Here is a 16,824-nt window from a genome sequence, read left to right on the forward strand (position 1 = left end):
CCTGCAATGACTGAGCCCATCCCCCTCGTGCCCGCCCACCGCGCGCCCTGCACCGTGGCGATTTTTGATCTGGACAACTGCCTGCTGGACGCCCGCGCCATGGGCACGCTGTTCGAGTCGGCCTTTGTGGCCATCCGCCAGGCCAACCAGGGCACCCTGTCGCCCGAGGTGCTGGAAGAAGCCATTGGCGAGTGCTGGTACACGGCCTTCGACCTGGTGGCCGAGCGCTTCGGCTTCAGCGACGCGATGCGCGACGCGGGCTGGCAGGAGTTTTGCCGCATGGAGATGCGCCCGCCGCTGTCGGGCTACGCCGACATCGGCCTGTTGCCCGGTTTGCCGGTGCGCAAGTACCTGGTGACCAGCGGGTTTCGGCGGCTGCAGCAGAGCAAGATCGACGCGCTGGGCATTGCGCCCTGGTTCGAGCGCGTGGTGATCGACGCGATCGACGAGCACGGGCCGCACGGCAAGGGCCGCATCTTTGCGGACATCCTGGCGCAGGAAGGGTGTGCACCCCGGCAGGTGCTGGTGGTGGGCGACAACCCGCTGTCCGAGCTGGGCGCGGGGCGCGCGCTGGGCATGGTGACGGTGCAGACCGTGCGGCCCGGCGTCAGCCCCTGGGACGGGGCCGACCACCAGGTCATGGGTCTGGAAGGGGTGGCGCGGCTGTTGTCGGCGGCGCCGGCACCGCAGTAACGGCTGGGCGCTACCGGCCGGGCCGCGCTGGCCGCAGCGTCAGCAGCGTCAGCAGCGTCAGCAGCGTCAGCAGCGTCAGCAGATGGCCGAGAGCGAGTCCACGATGTGCTGCTGGCGCCGGGTCAGCGCCGCGTAGCCTTCGCGGATCAGCCGCTTCACGGCCGCGTGGATTTCAAGTTCTGTGTACAGCATGGAGCCCTCCGGATGTCGTGGTGTACGCCCGGCTCCACCGCCCGTCACCAACGGGGGCAGGGAAGGGCGCCCTGTGCGCGCTGGCTTGTGGCGGTGCCGAGGCGCCCAGGGGGCGGGCCGCGGCAGGCGCCCAGTCAGCCCCGCCAGCTTGCCAGCCTGCGCGCAGGGCAAACGGCCAAGGAGACAGGCAAACCCCGGGCAGTTCGTTCCACGGGCGGTCACGCATGGCGCTCCAGCAGCCGGCACAGCGTGCCCCAGGTGCGGGTGGTGGCGGGCAGGCCGAAGAGCTTTTCGGCCCACACATTCGGGCTGCCCATGGTCAGGCCGTGCGCGTGGCTCACCGACAGCAACGCGGTGTCGGTGTACAGCAGCACCTGCACATCGCCGCGGGCGTTGCTCTGCGGCAGGCCGGGCACCACCTGCGCGTCGTCGTGCAGAAAGGTCACGTAGAAGTCGTACACGGGCGGGCTCTTGCTCAGGCCGGTAAACGGGTCGCGGAAGCGCAGGGACAGCAGGCCGGGCATGTCGCGCAGAAAGACGGGCTCGTCGAACCCGCGCTCGTGCACCAGCATCGCCTGCACCGCCCGCAGGACCTGGCGTGCGGGTCGCACACCGCGTGCGGTGAAGGCCACCGTGCCGTTGGTCTGGAACGATGCCGCCTCGCCCGCGCCGGCCCGCGTGAAGATGCTCTCGAGTTCAGCGCGCGACGGCGCGGCGCCGTGGCCCAGGTTGAGGTTGCGAAAGAAGGCGGCGAACTTCATGTCGATGCACGCTGTGGCGGATGCTGGCTGGCACTATAGGGCGCTCCAAAGCGTGTTGCACCCGTGGCGCCGGCCCCTTCAGCGGGCGGCGCATGCTGGCCTGTGGGTGGCTGCATGCCCGGGTGAATGCCAAAAACTGAAGAAAAATGGCACCTACCGCTTGATGGGATTGCGGGAGCAGCTATTCAATTCATAGCAAAGGCTGTGATGCACCTGCGGCAGAGGCCACAATACCGGCCGCGGCCACCACAGGCCGCGCTGTCGTCCACCCCTTTGCCGGCCGCCCCAGCGCGCCGTGCCGCCCACCGTGAACTCGCCCGTCGTCACCTCGCTGCTCCCCGTCATCCTGTTCATCGTCATCGGCTTCTACACGGGGCGGCGCGGGTGGATACGGGCCGAGGCCGTGAAGGACCTGGCCAACCTCGTGTTCATGGTGCTCACCCCTGCGCTGCTGTTTCGCACCATGAGCTCGGTGCATGTGCAGGACCTGGACTTCGGGCCCATCGCCATCTACTTCGCAGCGGCGATGCTCGTCTTTGGCGTCACCATGGCGGTGCTGGGCTTCTCCAGCCTGGCGGCGGCGCGCGCGCTGGCCAACACCTTCAGCAACACCATCATGATCGGCGTGCCGCTGGTAAGCCTGGTGTTTGGCGAGGCCGGGCTGGTGACGCTGTTCACCCTGATCTCGGTGCACGCACTCATCCTGCTGACCGCGGCCACCGTGGTGTTCGAGCTGGCCTCTGCGCGCGAGCATGCGGGCCGCGCCGGGGGCACGCAGCAGGCCATGTGGCGCACCGTGCTGCAGGCGGTGCGCAACGGCATCGTGCACCCGGTGCCGCTGCCCATCATCGCGGGCCTGCTGTTTGCGCAGACGGGCCTCGCCATCCCGGCCGTGGTGGACAAGCCCATGCTGCTGCTGGGCCAGGCGCTCGGGCCCATCTCGCTGCTGCTGGTGGGCGTGACGCTGGCGTTCACCAAGGTAGGCCACCATTTCAAGGCGGCCCTGCGCATCGCGGTGGTCAAGTGCGTGGTGCACCCGCTGGTGCTGGTGGCGCTCGCCTGGGCGCTGGGCCTGTCGGGCATGCCGCTGGCGGTGATGATCGTGGCGGCGTCGCTGCCGGTGGGAGCCAATGTGTTCCTGTTCGCCCAGCGCTACCAGGTGGCCGAGGACGAGGTGACCGCCAGCGTGGCGGTGTCCACGGCGCTGGCGCTCATCACCATGCCGGTGGTGATCCTCGGGGTGACGAAGTTCTTCGCCGTGTAAGGCGCGGCCGGCGCAATGGCTGCCTGTCGGCAGCAAGGCCAACCGGCCGGGCCGGTGCGTTGCGCCTTACCGGGCCGCGTAGGGCAGCGACGAGTGGTGCACTACGATGCGCAGCTGGCCCGCATCGTCCTTGGCGAAGCTCCAGGTCTTGTCCACCGTGGTGACCGTGCCGTCCGGCCCGCTGAAGCGCACGTTGCCCATGGTCATGGCCACGTCGCCAGAGATGTAGACCGCAGCATTGTCGACATCGCACTTCTTCCAGCCCTTGAGCGCAAAGCCGGTGTCGTTGGGGTAGCTGGGGTTGCCGCCCACAAAGTACGCCAGCGCGCCGGCGCGGTCGGTGCGGAAGGTCTGCGGCGCCACCGTGAGCGTGGGCTTGAACAGCACGGCGCCGAACTGGTAGCCGTAGGCGCTGTCGATCACCTTGGCCGCGAGCGCAGTGGCGGCAGCGACGCCGTCGCGCTGGTGGACGGCACTGATGTCGAGCAGCGCCTTGCACCAGTTCTGCTGCGCGGTCAGCACTTCGGCCTCATTGATCGCGTGGTTGACCACGGGTGTCTTGGCGTGGGCTTGCAAAGAAGCGGCGGTGACGAGGAGAGCGGCCAGTGCCAGGCGGTTGATTTTCATGGAAGTTCAATGGTTGTGAGTTGTTGACGCCGACTGCGAAGTCAGCGGTTCCCATTGAACCGGGCAGGGGTGGACAGAACGTGATGAGCCCATGAACCGCGACGAAACGGGACATGAACGGAAGATGAACAGGGCCCCCACCGCCTTTGGGTTCCTGTGCGCTCCTGTGGGCTCGTTTGACGCGCCCCGGGTGGGGCGGCCAGGCCTCGCTCAGGGAGCAAGGCGCTCCCGCACCCACTCGCCCTGGTCCAGGCGGTAGCGCAGGCGGTCGTGCAGGCGACTCTTGCGGCCCTGCCAGAACTCCCATTGCTCGGGCTGGAGGCGGTAGCCGCCCCAGTGCGGCGGGCGCGGCGGCTTGAGCAGGAACTGCGCGCCGTACTTGGCGGCATTGGCCACCAGCACGCTGCGGCCCGAGATGACCTGGCTCTGCGGGCTGGCCCAGGCGCCGATGCGCGAGTCGAGCGGGCGGCTGTGAAAGTACGCGTCGCTTTCCTCGTCGCTGACCTTCTCGACCGTTCCTTCGATGCGCACCACGCGCTCGAGCTCCACCCAATGGAACTGCAGCGCGGCGAACGGGTTGCCACCGATCTGGCGGCCCTTGCGGCTGTCGTAGTTGGTGAACCAGACGATGCCGCGCTCGTCGTAGCCCTTGATGAGCACGATGCGGGTGCTGGGGCGCAGGTCGCTGCCCACGGTGGCCAGCGTCATGGCGTTGGGCTCGGGGATCTCGGCCTTGATGGCCTCTTGCAGCCACTGGTCGAACTGCTGCAGCGGCGCGGCGTGCGAGGCGTCTTCGTTGAGTTCTGCGCGCTCGTAGCTCTTGCGCAGGTCGGCGATGGAGTGCGTGGTCATGGCAGCGATTGTGCATCGCCCGTACCATCACGCCTTGCGCTACGGCAGGCGTTTGCGCCGGGCTCGGCACCCGCTGGTTGTGGCCGAATGATTATTCGCTTATAGTCGCCCCGCCATGAAACCCAAGGACGATGAGAAACAGCGCGCCATTGCGCAGGCCACCTTCGACCTGGTGGCCCGCACGGGCCTGAGCGGCCTGACCATGGCCGAGATCGCGCGGGCCGCGGGCATTGCCACCAGCACGCTCTACGTGTACCACCCGTCCAAGGACGAACTCATCAGCCAGCTCTACCAGGACGCCAAGACCGTGACGGCCACGCGCCTCATGGAGGGCGTGCTGCCCGACATGCCCTACCGCGCCCGCGTGCGCCGCAGCTGGTGCAACCTGCTGCGCCACCGGCTGGACCAGTATGCCGAGGTGGTGTTCCAGGAGCAGTACTACAACTCGCCCTGGTTCACCGACGGCAACCGCGAATTCTCCACGCGGCTGATGGCCGGTTTTTTTGCCCTGATGGCCGAAGGGCAGCAGCAAGAGATCCTCAAGGCCGTGCCGGTGCCGCTGCTCACGGCCAGCTTTGTCGGTTCGGTGCGCGAGACGGCCAGTCTGATCCGATCGAAGACGCTGCCCGACGATGACGCCGTGCACCAGATGGCGTTTGGCCTGTGCTGGGATGCGCTCAAGGCATGAAGGCCCTGGCCGCCCGTGAATGCAATGCGCGACACCGCCCCGACAGCCTGACCGCCAGCACAAACTCAGAATTTCGGATTTAATCGAATAAATATTCTCTTAAAAGAACGAGAAAACCAAGCGGCGATACAGCCGCACCTGATTGCGCCGTCTTTTGCAGGCGCTGACCTTCACCCCTGGAGTCCCACGATGCCCACCCTGAACATCAATGGCAAAGACACGCCCGTCGACGCCGACGAATCCACCCCCATTCTCTGGGCCCTGCGCGACACGCTGGGCATGACCGGCACCAAGTTCGGCTGCGGCCAGGCCTTGTGCGGTGCCTGCACGGTGCACCTGAACGGCGCGCCGATCCGCTCGTGCATCACGCCGATCTCGGCGGCGGCGGGGCAGAAGATCACCACCATCGAGGCCGTCACGGAGAGCGACAAGGTGGGCAAGGCCGTGCACGCGGCCTGGGTCAAGCACGACGTGGCCCAGTGCGGCTACTGCCAGAGCGGCCAGATCATGAGCGCCACCGCACTGCTCAAGGGCAAGAAGAAACCGAGCGACGCCGACATCGACTCCGCCATGGCCGGCAACGTGTGCCGCTGCGGAACCTATGTGCGCATCCGCGCCGCCATCCACGACGCCGCCAAGACGCTGGCCTGACCCAAGCACCGAAGGAGAACACCATGCATTTCGACCCTCAAGTGGTAGAGGCAGCGCGCAGCAGCATGCCCAAGAACCTTCTGGCGCTCATGGACAGGGCGCAAGGCGCTACTGATTCAGGAGCAGACGACGCCATCGACGGTGCCGGCGGCTTTGCACGCCGCACCTTCCTCAAAGTCACCGCAGCCTCTGGGTTTGCGCTGGGCGCCTTCCCGCTGGCAGCCACCGCACAGGGTGCGGCCGCAGCGGCACCCGCCGTACTCAAGCCCTTCGAGCAACCCTCGGCCTTCGTGCGCATCGATGCCGACGGCATCGTCACCGTCACCATCAACCGCCTGGACTTCGGCCAGGGCGTGCAGACCGGCCTGCCCATGATCCTGGCCGAAGAGCTGGACGCGGACTGGTCCAAGGTGCGCAGCGTGCATGGAGACGCCAACCCGGCCTATGTGGACCCGGCTTTCGGCATGCACATCACCGGCGGCTCCGGCTCCATCAAGAACTCGTACACCCAGTACCGCGAACTGGGCGCGCGCACCCGGGCCATGCTGGTCGGGGCCGCTGCCGCGCAGTGGGGCGTGGACGCATCGGCGCTGCGCACCAGCAACGGCTTTGTGGTCGGCCCGGGCGGCAAGAAGCTGGGCTACGGCGCGCTGGCCGAGGCCGCGATGAAGCAGCCCGTGCCCGAGAAAGTGGTGCTCAAGGACCCCAAGCAGTTCCGCCTGATCGGCAAGCCCACGGGCCGGCTCGACGCCAAGGCCAAGTCGAGCGGCCGGCAGGACTACGGCATCGACGTGCGCTTGCCCGGCATGCTCACCGCCGTGGTGGCGCGCCCACCGGTGTTCGGCGCCAAGCTCAAGACGCTGGACGACTCGGCGGCCAAGGCCGTCAAGGGCGTCAAAGCCGTGCTGCGCGTGCCCACCGACCGGGGCGGCGAAGGCGTGGCGGTGGTGGCCGATGGCTACTGGGCTGCCAAGCAGGGGCGCGATGCCCTGAAGGCGGAATGGGACAACAGCGGCGTCAAGCCCACCGACTCCGCGCAGCAACTGGCGCAGTACCGCGATCTGGCCGCCAAGCCCGGCCTGGTCGCCATGCAGGCCGACACGGCGCCGCTGGCCGGCGCACCGCACAAGATCAGCGCCGAGTACGTCTTCCCGTACCTGGCGCATGCGCCCATGGAGCCGCTGAACTGCACCGTCAAGCTCGAAGGCGACAAGGCCGAACTCTGGATGGGCACGCAGATGCCGGGCCTGGACGCCATGGCCGCTGCCAAGACGCTGGGCATTGAGCCGCAGAACGTCAAGGTCCACACCCAGATGGCCGGTGGCGGCTTCGGCCGCCGCGCCATCCCCACCAGCGACTACGTGGTGGAAGCCTGCGGCGTGGCCAAGGCCGCGCGCACGGCGGGCATCACCACCCCGGTGCGCACGCTGTGGAGCCGCGAGGACGACATCAAGGGCGGCTACTACCGCCCCATGCACGTGCACCGCGCCGAGATCGGTTTCGATGCGCAGGGCAAGATCCTGGCGTGGGACCACACCATCGTCGGGCAGTCCATCACCAAGGGCTCACCGTTCGAGGCCTTCATGGTCAAGAACGGCATCGACGCCACCGCCATCGAGGGCATGAAAGAGCCCTACAACGTGCCCATGAAGCTGTCGGTGCACCACCCCGAGGTGAACGTGCCGGTGCTCTGGTGGCGCAGCGTGGGCTCCACCCACACCGCCTACGCCATGGAAACGCTGATCGACGAAGTGGCCCGCACCACCAACCAGGACCCGGTGGCCTACCGCCTGGCTCTGATGGGCGACAAGCACCCGCGCCACAAGGCGGCGCTGCAGCTGGCCGTGGCGCAGTCGGGCTACGGCAAGAGGAAGCTCGCGGCGGGCCGCGCCTGGGGCGTGGCGGTGCACGAGTCGTTCCAGTCGGTCGTGGCCTATGTGGTCGAGGCGTCGGTCAAAGACGGTACGCCCAAGCTGCACAGCGTGACGGCCGGCGTGCACTGCAACCTGGTGGTGAATCCGAAAAGCGTGGAAGCGCAGGTGCAGGGCGGGGCGCTGATGGGCCTGTCGATGTGCCTGCCGGGCGCGGCCATCACGCTCAAGGATGGCGTGGTGGAGCAGAGCAACTTCGGCGACTTCGCCGTGCCGCGCATCACCGACATGCCCCAGGTGGCCGTGCACATCGTGCCGAGCGCCGAGCCGCCCACGGGCATGGGCGAGCCGGGCCTGCCGCCGCTGGCGCCGGCGTTCGCCAACGCGGTAGCGCGGTTGACGGGGAAGACACCGAGGGCGTTGCCGTTTCAGTTGGCGTGAGAGGGGTCCAAGCGCCGGGCCGGGAGCGAATAGGCGGCCGAGTCTTTCGGGCGTCAGGTGGCCGCGCGCCCGGCGCGCCACCCTTTGTCCAAGGTGCGCACGCTGGACAGACGGAGGGACACACCGCCGCCCCCGCGGCTGGATTCAGCCGCCTGCCCCGTGCGCGTTCGCCATCTCAGTCCCTCACCACATCCTTCATGGCCTCGTCCGACAGGACGAACGAGCCGCCAATGACATCGGCATCGGGCTCCAGCACCTCGGGGTAGCGCAGGTCGGGCAGTATCTGGATGTCGAAGATCTCCTGCACGATGCCCTCGAAACGGATAAAGCCCACCGTATTGCCGGTATTCAGGTCAATGACCCAGACGCCACAGCTACGCTCTTCAGGCTTGAGGCGCTGGCTCAAGGCAATGCCGTCGAACACGCTCTCGCGCACCTGGGACAGTCCCACGAAGGCCAACGAACCATGCATGGCCAGGCCGCGGGTAAAGCCGGGCATGTGGGCGACGGTTTGTGTTTTTCCGGTGGCCGGATCGAACGTGATGAGCGTGCCTTTGGCGCTCTCGAGCAACCACCATTGGCCGTTGTGCCAGCGCGGGGAATGCGGCATGCCAAGGCCTTGGGTGACGATTTCGTTGCTGGCGATGTCCATGACGATGCCGCCTTGGGCTTTGTGGTGCCGCCAGCCTTCGGGGGTGTTGGTGCTGCCCAGGGCCGTGACCAAGGTGGGGGTGCCGTCGCGCATCCCCAGGCCATTGAGGTGGCATCGGTCTTCGGCCGCCAGCGCGGTGACAAACGATGGTCGCCAACGTGGCACAAAGCTGTGGTCGCGGTCGAGCGTGCACAGCGCCGAAAACCGGGTGTTGACCACCCATAGTTCGCCACCCGCATCAAAAGCCAGCTCATGCACTCTGATGTCGCCAGTGACGTGCATGTTGCGCGGTATGAAGCAGCCGTCGTGCTTGTTGGGGTGCAGACGGGAGGCGACGTCGGGCATGTTTCGGTAGTCCCAGACTGCTTGCAGCGTGCCGATGGCCAAGCGGTTGCCGTCATAGGCCATGCCCATGGGACTGGGAAAGTAGGTCAGGTGGGTGTTGAGCTTCGGGCCATCTGCACGCAGGGTGATGAGGCGGCCGCTTTGGTAGGTGGTCACCAGCAGCGATGCGCCCAACTCATTGAGCAGTTGCGGCAAGGATGTGGTGTGAACGCTGCGAAAGTCCTGGTGGTCGTGCGGCTGGGCGGGGGCGGCGCTGGGGGCGGGCGTTGGCATGGGGTGGACAGTGGCCGGGTGGGGGCCGGCGGCAGGCATGGGAGCGGGAGCGACGGGCGCCACCGGCGTAGGGGGGCGGCGCAGGGGCTCGTGGGCAAACAGTGCCCGGGCGCGCTCGGCAGTGGCCGAGACCAGGTGCATCAGAGGCTCGATTTCGGTGGCGTTGGCTCGCCATTTGTCTGGGTTGGCTGGCGTGAGGGTATGCCGCGAAGGCGGCAGCGGTGCGGTCAAGTTGCGATCCCACGGCAAGCCAACGAACTGGCTGAGCCTGCGCACTTCTTGCTCCGGGTGAGCCACCAGTTGGTCGTAGCTGGCCACGCACCAGCTGTCGGGTGGCACCGTCTGCAGGTCATCCAGCACGGTGCGGGTAATGGACTCCCATTGGCGCACGGCAACCTCTGCCGTGGACATGCCAGCCATGTCACGCCATCCTTGTACCAAGGCCAGCGACCAAGGTGTGCCGCGCCAGCCAGGCAAGTCGTAGGTGACAAAGTGCCCGGAGCGCCAGGCATCCAGCATGCTGCTGATGGTGGCGCGTTCATCGCGGTACAGGTAGATGAACATGGCATCCGGAAACATGGCGCGCAAAAAAGGAATGCGCAGGCTGTTTTTCGGGGTTTTTTCCAGAAACCGAAAGCTATCCCGGTCCGCCGTGGGCCGCCCTTCGCGGTCATGGGCAGCGGTGGCAAATCGGGATGCAAGCTCCTGCATCACCTCGGGGGTGGCATCTGCACTGCCCAGTTGGTTGGAGTGCCATTGGTGGGCGGCGGGATGCAGCGCCTCGATGCCCTCGATCAGTGCATGGCTCTCACCGCCGATGGAGAACACGTCCTTCGCCTGGCTCAGCGTCTCAAACAGCAGCGACGACCCTGAGCGCGGAGACGAAACGATGAAAACGGGCCGGTCGAATCGCGTCTGTGCGCCGCGCACCGACGGCACCACCCGCTCGGCCAGATCGGTGTTGAGGGCGGGTGCCAATAATATCTGCTGCACCGCGAACGCGCCGTCCACCCCGTTGGAAAGCGTCACGCTGCTGCGCAGTCGGCCCATCCTGTCGCCGGTACTTTCCAGCAGATCGGCATAGGCGCGCCAACCCGAAGGGGCTGACTGGTGCCGGTCCCAGAGCTGCCGCCATTGGTCGAAAAAACCGGCCACTTCGGCACGCAGGGCTTCGCCCGAATTGGTGCTGGGCAGCACGGCCTGGATGTTTGCAAACAGCGTTTGCTGCTCTGCTGGCGACATCACCACAGGAAAATTGTCCACCTCATGCCAAATTTTCGGCCGGGCGCCGGGCTCGAAGGCCACCGTGCGGACCGGGCCCATGGCTGGCGCTTGCGGATCCGTGGGGCGGCCGCCTTGCGCGAGCAGTGCCGACAGTGCCGCCGAACCCGTGGTGTCTATCACCAGGTGGATGCGCTGCAAGTGGGTGGGATTGATGACGTTGTGCTCGCGCCAGGTATCGAACACCCAGGCTTGACCGGCTGCCATGTGCAGCGCTTGGCCGCCGCAGATAAATTGCACCGCAGGATCGGTCACGATGGGCACATGCACGCGCATGTGCTGCTGCCAGTAGTAATTGACATCCACATGCAAGCTGGCTTCGGCCCGGCCATCAATGCGCATCAGGCGGGTGCGGCCGATGGGGGCTTGCAGTACCGACATCACTTGTTGCAGGTACGGGCAATCGTGCAGTTGCGGCGTGGGTTGCATCACCCCTTTGACACCGTTGTTCAGGGGGTCGCCCCCCACCGCCATCAGCGGCAAGGCCGCATTGCCGGCGTGCCCTTCGGGGTGTGGCTGCCACGCCACTTCGGGCAGGGCGCGGATCTCGCTGGCCAAACAGGCCGCATCGAAGGCCAGGGGGAGTCGGATGAATTCTGTGTTCAGGCGCATAAGGGTCAGGCACCGGTTACTTTCGTGCCCATTGTTCGTAGAATCTGGCCAACAGCAAAGTTAGCATCACTAAAGGATGAGGGATATGGCGGTATACCTGACACAGGGTGGTGCATGGGATCGTAAGTCCGATGCAAAACGGACAGGAAAAAGCGCGGTACTGGCTGCGGGCGCGGCGCTCGCAGCCATGGGCGGGCAAGCATCGGCAGCGGTCATCGAAGTGGATTCTCTGGCTGACGATGTCACGGCAGGCGACAACTTGTGCACGCTGCGCGAGGCGGTGAACAATGCCAACACCGACAGCGACACCACCGGGGGAGATTGCGTTGCAGGCGCGGGCACCGACACCATTGACCTGTCTGCATTGACCGGCACCATCACATTGGGTGGTACCCATCTGCGTCTTACCGATTCGGTCACGGTGCAAGGACCCACGACAGGGACACTGAGCATCAATGGCAATAGCACTTCCCGCATTTTTTATGTCAGAAGTGCCGGTGTAAACGTCACCATCAGCCGTCTGACGCTGACGGCGGGTAGAAATAGCAGTGGCGCTGCTATTCGTTTCGAGCAATCGGGAAGCTTGACGATCGACCAGTCCGTCATCACGGGCAATGTGTCGACCAGCAAAGGTGGCGCGCTGTTTTTCAGATCCAATGCAGGCGGGGTCAACATCAGCAACACCAGGGTCAGCAATAACACCGCAAGTTCCGGTGGAGCAGGGTTGTTTTTGTATAACGTAGCTGGCTCCAGCAGCATCACCAGTTCCACGATTTCAGGAAATTCCGGCGGATCTCGGGGCGGCGGCATCTTTTTGTATAAAGTTAATGCGCCATTGACGATCAGTGATACTACGATTTCGGGCAATAGCACCGGCAATGGTCGTGGTGGTGGCGTGTTCTTTTATAAGTCGTCTGCGCCCGGCACACTGACCGTTGATCGCTCGACGATCAGTGGTAACACTGCAGGCCAAGGGGGCGGTTTCTTTTTTTACAAAACCAACTCCACGTTGCGTCTGGAAAATACCACCATATCGGGTAACGCCGCCAATGCGGGAAAGGGTGGCGGCATTTATTTGAGGGGTTCTTTTGGCGGTACCCAGTTGACCGACATACGTTCGTCTACGCTGGCATCCAATACGGCGAGCACATCGGGGGGTAATCTCGACGGAGGGAACAGCGCCAACACCATCAACATCACGAATTCCATCTTCGCTGGTGGCACCGCGCCGACGGGCCCCGATATCAACACGGGAAACGCCACCATCAACATGAACTACTCGCTGCTGCAAAGCACATCGGCCGCTGTGGTGGTGGGTGGCAATAATATCGGTAACGTAGACCCCCAATTAGGATCGCTGGCCAACAATGGTGGCGCCACGCTCACACGCTTGGTTGCCAGTACGAGCCCGGCACGCAATGCAGGCTCAAACACGTTCGTGACCGTGGCTTCAACCGACCAGCGAGGATTGACGCGCATCGTGGGCGGCACCATCGATATGGGTGCGGTGGAGATTCAACCCTTTGTACCAACCGATACTGCCAGCAAGATTCCTACTTTATCGCAATGGGCTTTGGTGCTGCTGGCGACCTTGCTGGCGTGGTTGGGTATCCGCCGTTATCCAAAGGTCTAAAAGGCCACTCAGGCGCATTGGCGGGCGGCGCTTACGGTGGCGTGCCTTGGGGAAAGTTGAGAAAATCAAGCAGGCCATTGCGGCCGAAGCCTGAATTGACCAAGCGTGCGTAGATCACTGGCGCTCGCAAGCGATGGGCCATGCATTGCGGCGTTGCTTCGCATTTTCTGCCGTACGGGAAACTGGCGAGAACATCTTTTTCAAATCCCACAGGCAATTGCGTCCATGCGACACCAGCTTCCCACGGTCCTGATCCTCGCCTCCGGCCGGGGCGAACGGTTTACCGCATCGGGCGGCGCGGTACACAAGCTGCGCGCGCCCTTGGGTAGCACTACCGTGCTGGAGCACACCCTGGCTGCCGTGCGGGCCAGTGGTTTGCCTTGGCATGTGGAGGACGAGGGCCACCCCGGCATGGGCGATTCGATTGCAGCGGCGGTGCGCGCGACGGCAACGGCACCGGGTTGGCTGGTACTGCCCGGAGATTTGCCGCTGGTGCTCCCCGAAACGCTAAGTTCCATCGCCGCCGTCTTGGCGGACTGCGCCGTGGCGGTGCCGGTGCACCAGGGCAACCGCGGCCACCCCGTGGGCTTTGCCGCCGAATGCCTGTCTGGACTGCTGGCCCTGGCGGGAGAGCAGGGCGCTGCCAGGGTGGTGCGCCAACAGGCGCAGCGAGAAAGAGTGCGTTGGCTGGAAGTGGAAGACGCAGGCACGGTGACGGACATCGACACCGTGCAGGATCTGGCGCGCGCCGAAGCCCTGTTGGCGGCGCGCCGGAGCTGAGGGCTCCCCAAAAAAGCAAACCCGCCCGCCGATGCAGCGGGGCGGGTTATGGCCAGCGCAACGGCGGGCAAAAGCTTTGCAGGCAGGCGGGCGGATCGGTGCGGCTTCAGCGCCCTACCTGCGTGCGACCGTTACTTGGCGGCGATCACGGCACAGGCCAGACGGGGGCCGGCGTTGCCCGTGGGCTGGGTCTTGTAGTCGTCGGGGTCGCGGTGCACGATCAGGCCCTTGCCCACGATGTCGTTGGCGGTGCTGCCCAAGCGAATGGTGCGCGACTCGAAGCTGAAGGTGGCCACGCCGTTGGCGTCTGCCTTGAGGCTGGGCAGGTCGCCCGTGTGGTGCTCGCCCGCGCCGTGGTGGCCGTGGGGCTTGCCGCCGGGGTTGAAGTGGCCGCCGGCGCTCATGCCGTCGCCGCTGGAGCAGTCGCCTTTTTCATGGATGTGAAAGCCGTGCTCGGCACCCGCCTTGAGGCCACGGATTTCGCCGGACACCTTGACCACATCGCCGGCTTGCACGAACTTCACCGTACCGGTGGTGGTGCTGCCGCGCGTGGGCTCCAGCGTGGCGCTGGCCGTGGGGCCGGAGGAATAACCGGCGCAGCCCACCAGGGCGGCAGCGGCGATGAGGGACAGAACACCGGCTGAACGAACATTTTTCATGGGTCAGGCTCCTTGGCTGAGGGTGAGAGACCGCCGCATTGTGCACCCGCCGCGCCGTGCTGCACCGCAGGACACGGCGCCGTCCGCACCGGCCGCCGACGCACCGTGCTCCAGAGCGTCTAAGCCTCTTTGCGGGCCAGTGCAATCAGCTTGGCCAAGGCGCGGTCATGGATACCGTGCCTGCGCAGCTCATCGTAGGTGGCCTGGGCGTAGTCCCGCGTGGTACCGAAGCGCCCGCAGGCCTGCTCGAAGATGCGGCAGTACTCTTCGTCGGGCAGCTCGCCCGTGTGGTTGGGACTTTTGCGCGACAGGGTGAACGCCAGCGCCTGCACGGTGCCCTGCGGCGTGCGGCAGGGCAACCAGCGCGGGTCGTACACGGCGGTGACCATCTCGCGCTGCCACAGGTTGATGAGCACCTGCCGCGCCTGCGCCTTGTCCACCCGGAACACCATCCCCCGGCAGCTGCCGCCGGACAGCATGCCGAACACCAGCCCCGGGCACTCGGGCGTGCCGCGGTTGATGCGGCTCCACATCTTGAGCGCCCGGTGCCAGCCGTGCACGGTGGCGGGGCGCCGCTCGGTGTAGTCAAAGTCCGGCCGCCAGATCAGCGAGCCATAGCCGAACACCCACAGGTCACTGTGGCCGCCCCATTCATCCAGTGCACGCTCCAGCATGGGAGCCGGGTCGCGAAGGGGCGCGGGAAGATTCGTCATGGGAGCACTTTACAATTGAAGGCTTTGGTGCGGCGTGCCAGGGTCTTGTGCCCGCCACAAACAGTGCAGCGGCATGGGCACGCCAGACCTTTTTCTACCTCAATCAACATCACGACTACGGGAGTTTTCATGTCCAGTTCCGACGACGATAGCCAAGAACGTTTTGCCTTGGGTTTCCTGTTTGCGCTCATCGCGCTGGTGATCTCCGCCGTGGTCGGCACCGTGGTGGTCAAGCGCGTGGGCGCTGCCGGTGCCGCCAAGCCGGTGGCGGTGGCAGCAGCAACTTCGGCTGCACCTGCCGCACCCGCTGTTGCAAGCAACGCGCCAGCGGCCCTGGTCGCTGACGATGCGGCCAGCGTGCGGGTGGACAACGGCGTGGTGAAGTTCTACTTTGCCAGCGCCAAGGCCGACCTGGCCGCCGGTGCCAACGAGGCACTGGCCGACGTGGTCAAGGGCGTGGCCGAGGGCAAGAAGGCTGTCGTGTCGGGCTTTCACGACGCCACGGGCGACGCCGCGCTGAACGCCGAACTGGCCAAGCAACGCGCCTTTGCGGTGCGTGACGCCCTCAAGGGCCTGGGCGTGGCCGACGACAAGATCGAGCTGAAGAAGCCCGAAGAAACCACGGCCAGCGGCAACAACGCCGAAGCCCGCCGTGTGGAAGTGGCACTGAGCGCGCAGTAATTCAGCGGCAGTCCACCGCGGACCAATGAAAAGCCCGGCAATGCCGGGCTTTTTTACGGGCGCTCAATGGGCCGATGAATTGAATAAAAACTGGCTCTACCGCTTGTCTGGTAAGCGCTACAAGCTATCAATTCAATAGCAATCGCCAAATCAACGCAGACCACCGCCTGCCGAACCCTCGGCCCTTTGTATCAATTCAATCTTGTACCCGTCCGGGTCCGTGACGAAGGCGATGACCGTGGTGCCGCCCTTGACCGGGCCCGCTTCGCGCGTCACGTTGCCGCCCGATGCCTTGATCTTCTCGCACGCCGCATAAGCGTCTGGCACGCCCAGGGCGATGTGGCCGTAGGCCGTGCCCAGGTCATAGCTTTCGGTGCCCCAGTTGTAGGTCAGCTCGATCTCGGACTGGCCGGGGTTGCCGCCGTCAAAGCCCAGAAAGGCCAGCGAGTATTTGTACTCGGGGTTTTCGGACTGGCGCAGCAGTTGCATGCCCAGCACCTGGGTGTAGAAGTCAATCGAGCGTTGAAGGTTGCCAACGCGCAGCATCGTGTGGAGGAATCTCATGCCTTCGATTGTGCCGGCAGATCAAAGACCAAGCAGGTGGTGGTGGCGTGGGCGTACAGCGTGCCGTCCGGGCCCACCAGGCGGGCTTCGGCCGTGGCCAGTTGGCGGCCGCAGTGGATCACGCGGCCTTCGGCGCGCACGCGTTGCACCTTGGGTGTCAGGGCCTTGACCAGGTTCACGCCCAGCTCGGCAGTGGTGTAGCCGCGGCCGGGCAGCATGCGGGTGTGCACGGCGCAGCCCAGGGCCGAGTCCAGCAGGGTGGCAAACCAGCCGCCGTGCACGGTGCCCATGGGGTTCAGGTGGGCCGGCCCCGGCGTGCCCTGGAAGACGGCCAGCCCTTCGTCCACCTCCATCAACTGGAAGTCGAGCGTGCGGGCGATGGGCGGGTAGGGCAGCTCTCCGCGCAGCATGGCCTGCATCATCTGCAAACCCGTCAAGCCCGCCACCTGGTCGGGGCGCGAGACGCCCGGTCCCACGCCGGCCTCCAGCCGGGCGGCGATCTCGCGTTCCTGGGCGAGCCATTGTTCAAGCTGGTTGTTTTGCGTCATGTGGTGCCTTGGATGGGAGTGGGGTGAAAGCCAAACGAATAAC

At 65.7% G+C, this 16,824-nt stretch carries 16 protein-coding genes; 8 read left to right on the plus strand and 8 right to left on the minus strand.

The window, feature by feature from the left end:
* Positions 1-6: 6 nt before the first annotated feature.
* Complete coding sequence (locus ASG27_RS23640; RefSeq protein ID WP_056412066.1) at positions 7-693, plus strand: HAD family hydrolase; 687 nt, start codon at positions 7-9, stop codon at positions 691-693.
* A 410-nt stretch (positions 694-1,103) separates the two neighbouring features.
* On the opposite strand, the gene ASG27_RS23645 is transcribed toward ASG27_RS23640, so the two are convergent.
* Positions 1,104-1,646, minus strand: a complete 543-nt coding sequence (locus tag ASG27_RS23645) for a DUF1697 domain-containing protein (RefSeq protein WP_056166272.1) — start codon at positions 1,644-1,646, stop codon at positions 1,104-1,106.
* A 307-nt stretch (positions 1,647-1,953) separates the two neighbouring features.
* Here ASG27_RS23645 and ASG27_RS23650 point away from each other — a divergent pair, with 307 nt between their 5' ends.
* Positions 1,954-2,910, plus strand: a complete 957-nt coding sequence (locus ASG27_RS23650) for an AEC family transporter (RefSeq protein WP_056166555.1) — start codon at positions 1,954-1,956, stop codon at positions 2,908-2,910.
* Between the two features lie 66 nt (positions 2,911-2,976).
* On the opposite strand, the gene ASG27_RS23655 is transcribed toward ASG27_RS23650, so the two are convergent.
* Both ASG27_RS23655 and pdxH read right to left on the minus strand, forming a co-directional pair.
* Positions 2,977-3,537: a hypothetical protein gene (locus ASG27_RS23655; RefSeq protein ID WP_056412070.1), complete on the minus strand. Its 561-nt coding sequence runs from the start codon at positions 3,535-3,537 to the stop codon at positions 2,977-2,979.
* A gap of 210 nt (positions 3,538-3,747) precedes the next feature.
* Positions 3,748-4,389, minus strand: coding sequence for a pyridoxamine 5'-phosphate oxidase (gene pdxH, locus ASG27_RS23660; RefSeq protein WP_056412071.1), 642 nt, complete (start codon positions 4,387-4,389; stop codon positions 3,748-3,750).
* A 115-nt stretch (positions 4,390-4,504) separates the two neighbouring features.
* Here pdxH and ASG27_RS23665 point away from each other — a divergent pair, with 115 nt between their 5' ends.
* The 3 genes from ASG27_RS23665 to ASG27_RS23675 all read left to right on the plus strand — a co-directional run bounded on the left by ASG27_RS23665 (position 4,505) and on the right by ASG27_RS23675 (position 8,040).
* Positions 4,505-5,077: a TetR/AcrR family transcriptional regulator gene (locus ASG27_RS23665; protein WP_056166258.1), complete on the plus strand. Its 573-nt coding sequence runs from the start codon at positions 4,505-4,507 to the stop codon at positions 5,075-5,077.
* 189 nt (positions 5,078-5,266) lie between these two features.
* Positions 5,267-5,728: a (2Fe-2S)-binding protein gene (locus tag ASG27_RS23670; RefSeq protein ID WP_056166251.1), complete on the plus strand. Its 462-nt coding sequence runs from the start codon at positions 5,267-5,269 to the stop codon at positions 5,726-5,728.
* Between the two features lie 23 nt (positions 5,729-5,751).
* Entirely contained in the window at positions 5,752-8,040 is a 2,289-nt protein-coding gene (locus tag ASG27_RS23675) for a xanthine dehydrogenase family protein molybdopterin-binding subunit (protein WP_056412074.1), read from the plus strand.
* A 175-nt stretch (positions 8,041-8,215) separates the two neighbouring features.
* Here the strand turns inward: ASG27_RS23675 and ASG27_RS26305 are convergent, their stop codons facing one another.
* Entirely contained in the window at positions 8,216-11,203 is a 2,988-nt protein-coding gene (locus tag ASG27_RS26305) for a TIGR03032 family protein (RefSeq protein ID WP_082486137.1), read from the minus strand.
* A gap of 85 nt (positions 11,204-11,288) precedes the next feature.
* On the opposite strand from ASG27_RS26305, the gene ASG27_RS26310 reads away from it, so the two are divergent.
* Both ASG27_RS26310 and ASG27_RS23690 read left to right on the plus strand, forming a co-directional pair.
* Entirely contained in the window at positions 11,289-12,836 is a 1,548-nt protein-coding gene (locus ASG27_RS26310) for a CSLREA domain-containing protein (RefSeq protein WP_162240457.1), read from the plus strand.
* A gap of 225 nt (positions 12,837-13,061) precedes the next feature.
* A complete protein-coding gene (locus ASG27_RS23690; RefSeq protein WP_056412079.1) occupies positions 13,062-13,616 on the plus strand; it encodes a nucleotidyltransferase family protein in 555 nt (184 codons plus the stop codon).
* A 131-nt stretch (positions 13,617-13,747) separates the two neighbouring features.
* Here ASG27_RS23690 and ASG27_RS23695 read toward each other — a convergent pair whose 3' ends face one another.
* Together ASG27_RS23695 and ASG27_RS23700 are read right to left on the minus strand one after the other, a co-directional pair.
* Positions 13,748-14,275, minus strand: coding sequence for a superoxide dismutase family protein (locus ASG27_RS23695; RefSeq protein ID WP_056412083.1), 528 nt, complete (start codon positions 14,273-14,275; stop codon positions 13,748-13,750).
* A 119-nt stretch (positions 14,276-14,394) separates the two neighbouring features.
* The gene (locus tag ASG27_RS23700; RefSeq protein WP_056412085.1) at positions 14,395-14,988 is read right to left on the minus strand and encodes a gamma-glutamylcyclotransferase; all 594 of its coding nucleotides are present in this window, start codon (positions 14,986-14,988) and stop codon (positions 14,395-14,397) included.
* Between the two features lie 129 nt (positions 14,989-15,117).
* Between ASG27_RS23700 and ASG27_RS23705 the strand changes: the two genes are divergently transcribed.
* A complete protein-coding gene (locus ASG27_RS23705) occupies positions 15,118-15,669 on the plus strand; it encodes an OmpA family protein (protein WP_056412089.1) in 552 nt (183 codons plus the stop codon).
* Positions 15,670-15,819: 150 nt separating this feature from the next.
* Here ASG27_RS23705 and gloA read toward each other — a convergent pair whose 3' ends face one another.
* Together gloA and ASG27_RS23715 are read right to left on the minus strand one after the other, a co-directional pair.
* Positions 15,820-16,233, minus strand: coding sequence for a lactoylglutathione lyase (gloA, locus tag ASG27_RS23710; RefSeq protein ID WP_056412092.1), 414 nt, complete (start codon positions 16,231-16,233; stop codon positions 15,820-15,822).
* On the minus strand, positions 16,230-16,781 hold the full coding sequence (locus ASG27_RS23715) for a PaaI family thioesterase (RefSeq protein ID WP_056412095.1): 552 nt from the start codon (positions 16,779-16,781) through the stop codon (positions 16,230-16,232). Before ASG27_RS23715 ends, gloA begins: the two co-directional genes overlap by 4 nt.
* Between the last annotated feature and the right edge of the window lie 43 nt (positions 16,782-16,824).

Origin of the sequence: Acidovorax sp. Leaf191 (assembly GCF_001424425.1) — a bacterium.
In the GTDB taxonomy this organism is placed as follows: domain Bacteria; phylum Pseudomonadota; class Gammaproteobacteria; order Burkholderiales; family Burkholderiaceae_C; genus Acidovorax.

Excerpts from the sequence above, each read along its gene's own strand:
- ASG27_RS26310 (WP_162240457.1), top strand. The coding sequence starts at position 11,289 with ATGGCGGTATACCTGACACAGGGTGGTGCATGGGATCGTAAGTCCGAT.
- ASG27_RS23700 (WP_056412085.1), bottom strand. The coding sequence starts at position 14,988 with ATGACGAATCTTCCCGCGCCCCTTCGCGACCCGGCTCCCATGCTGGAG.
- ASG27_RS23640 (WP_056412066.1), top strand. The coding sequence starts at position 7 with ATGACTGAGCCCATCCCCCTCGTGCCCGCCCACCGCGCGCCCTGCACC.
- ASG27_RS23715 (WP_056412095.1), bottom strand. The coding sequence starts at position 16,781 with ATGACGCAAAACAACCAGCTTGAACAATGGCTCGCCCAGGAACGCGAG.
- ASG27_RS23655 (WP_056412070.1), bottom strand. The coding sequence starts at position 3,537 with ATGAAAATCAACCGCCTGGCACTGGCCGCTCTCCTCGTCACCGCCGCT.
- ASG27_RS26305 (WP_082486137.1), bottom strand. The coding sequence starts at position 11,203 with ATGCGCCTGAACACAGAATTCATCCGACTCCCCCTGGCCTTCGATGCG.
- gloA (WP_056412092.1), bottom strand. The coding sequence starts at position 16,233 with ATGAGATTCCTCCACACGATGCTGCGCGTTGGCAACCTTCAACGCTCG.
- ASG27_RS23705 (WP_056412089.1), top strand. The coding sequence starts at position 15,118 with ATGTCCAGTTCCGACGACGATAGCCAAGAACGTTTTGCCTTGGGTTTC.
- ASG27_RS23695 (WP_056412083.1), bottom strand. The coding sequence starts at position 14,275 with ATGAAAAATGTTCGTTCAGCCGGTGTTCTGTCCCTCATCGCCGCTGCC.
- ASG27_RS23665 (WP_056166258.1), top strand. The coding sequence starts at position 4,505 with ATGAAACCCAAGGACGATGAGAAACAGCGCGCCATTGCGCAGGCCACC.
- ASG27_RS23675 (WP_056412074.1), top strand. The coding sequence starts at position 5,752 with ATGCATTTCGACCCTCAAGTGGTAGAGGCAGCGCGCAGCAGCATGCCC.
- ASG27_RS23690 (WP_056412079.1), top strand. The coding sequence starts at position 13,062 with ATGCGACACCAGCTTCCCACGGTCCTGATCCTCGCCTCCGGCCGGGGC.
- ASG27_RS23670 (WP_056166251.1), top strand. The coding sequence starts at position 5,267 with ATGCCCACCCTGAACATCAATGGCAAAGACACGCCCGTCGACGCCGAC.
- ASG27_RS23645 (WP_056166272.1), bottom strand. The coding sequence starts at position 1,646 with ATGAAGTTCGCCGCCTTCTTTCGCAACCTCAACCTGGGCCACGGCGCC.
- pdxH (WP_056412071.1), bottom strand. The coding sequence starts at position 4,389 with ATGACCACGCACTCCATCGCCGACCTGCGCAAGAGCTACGAGCGCGCA.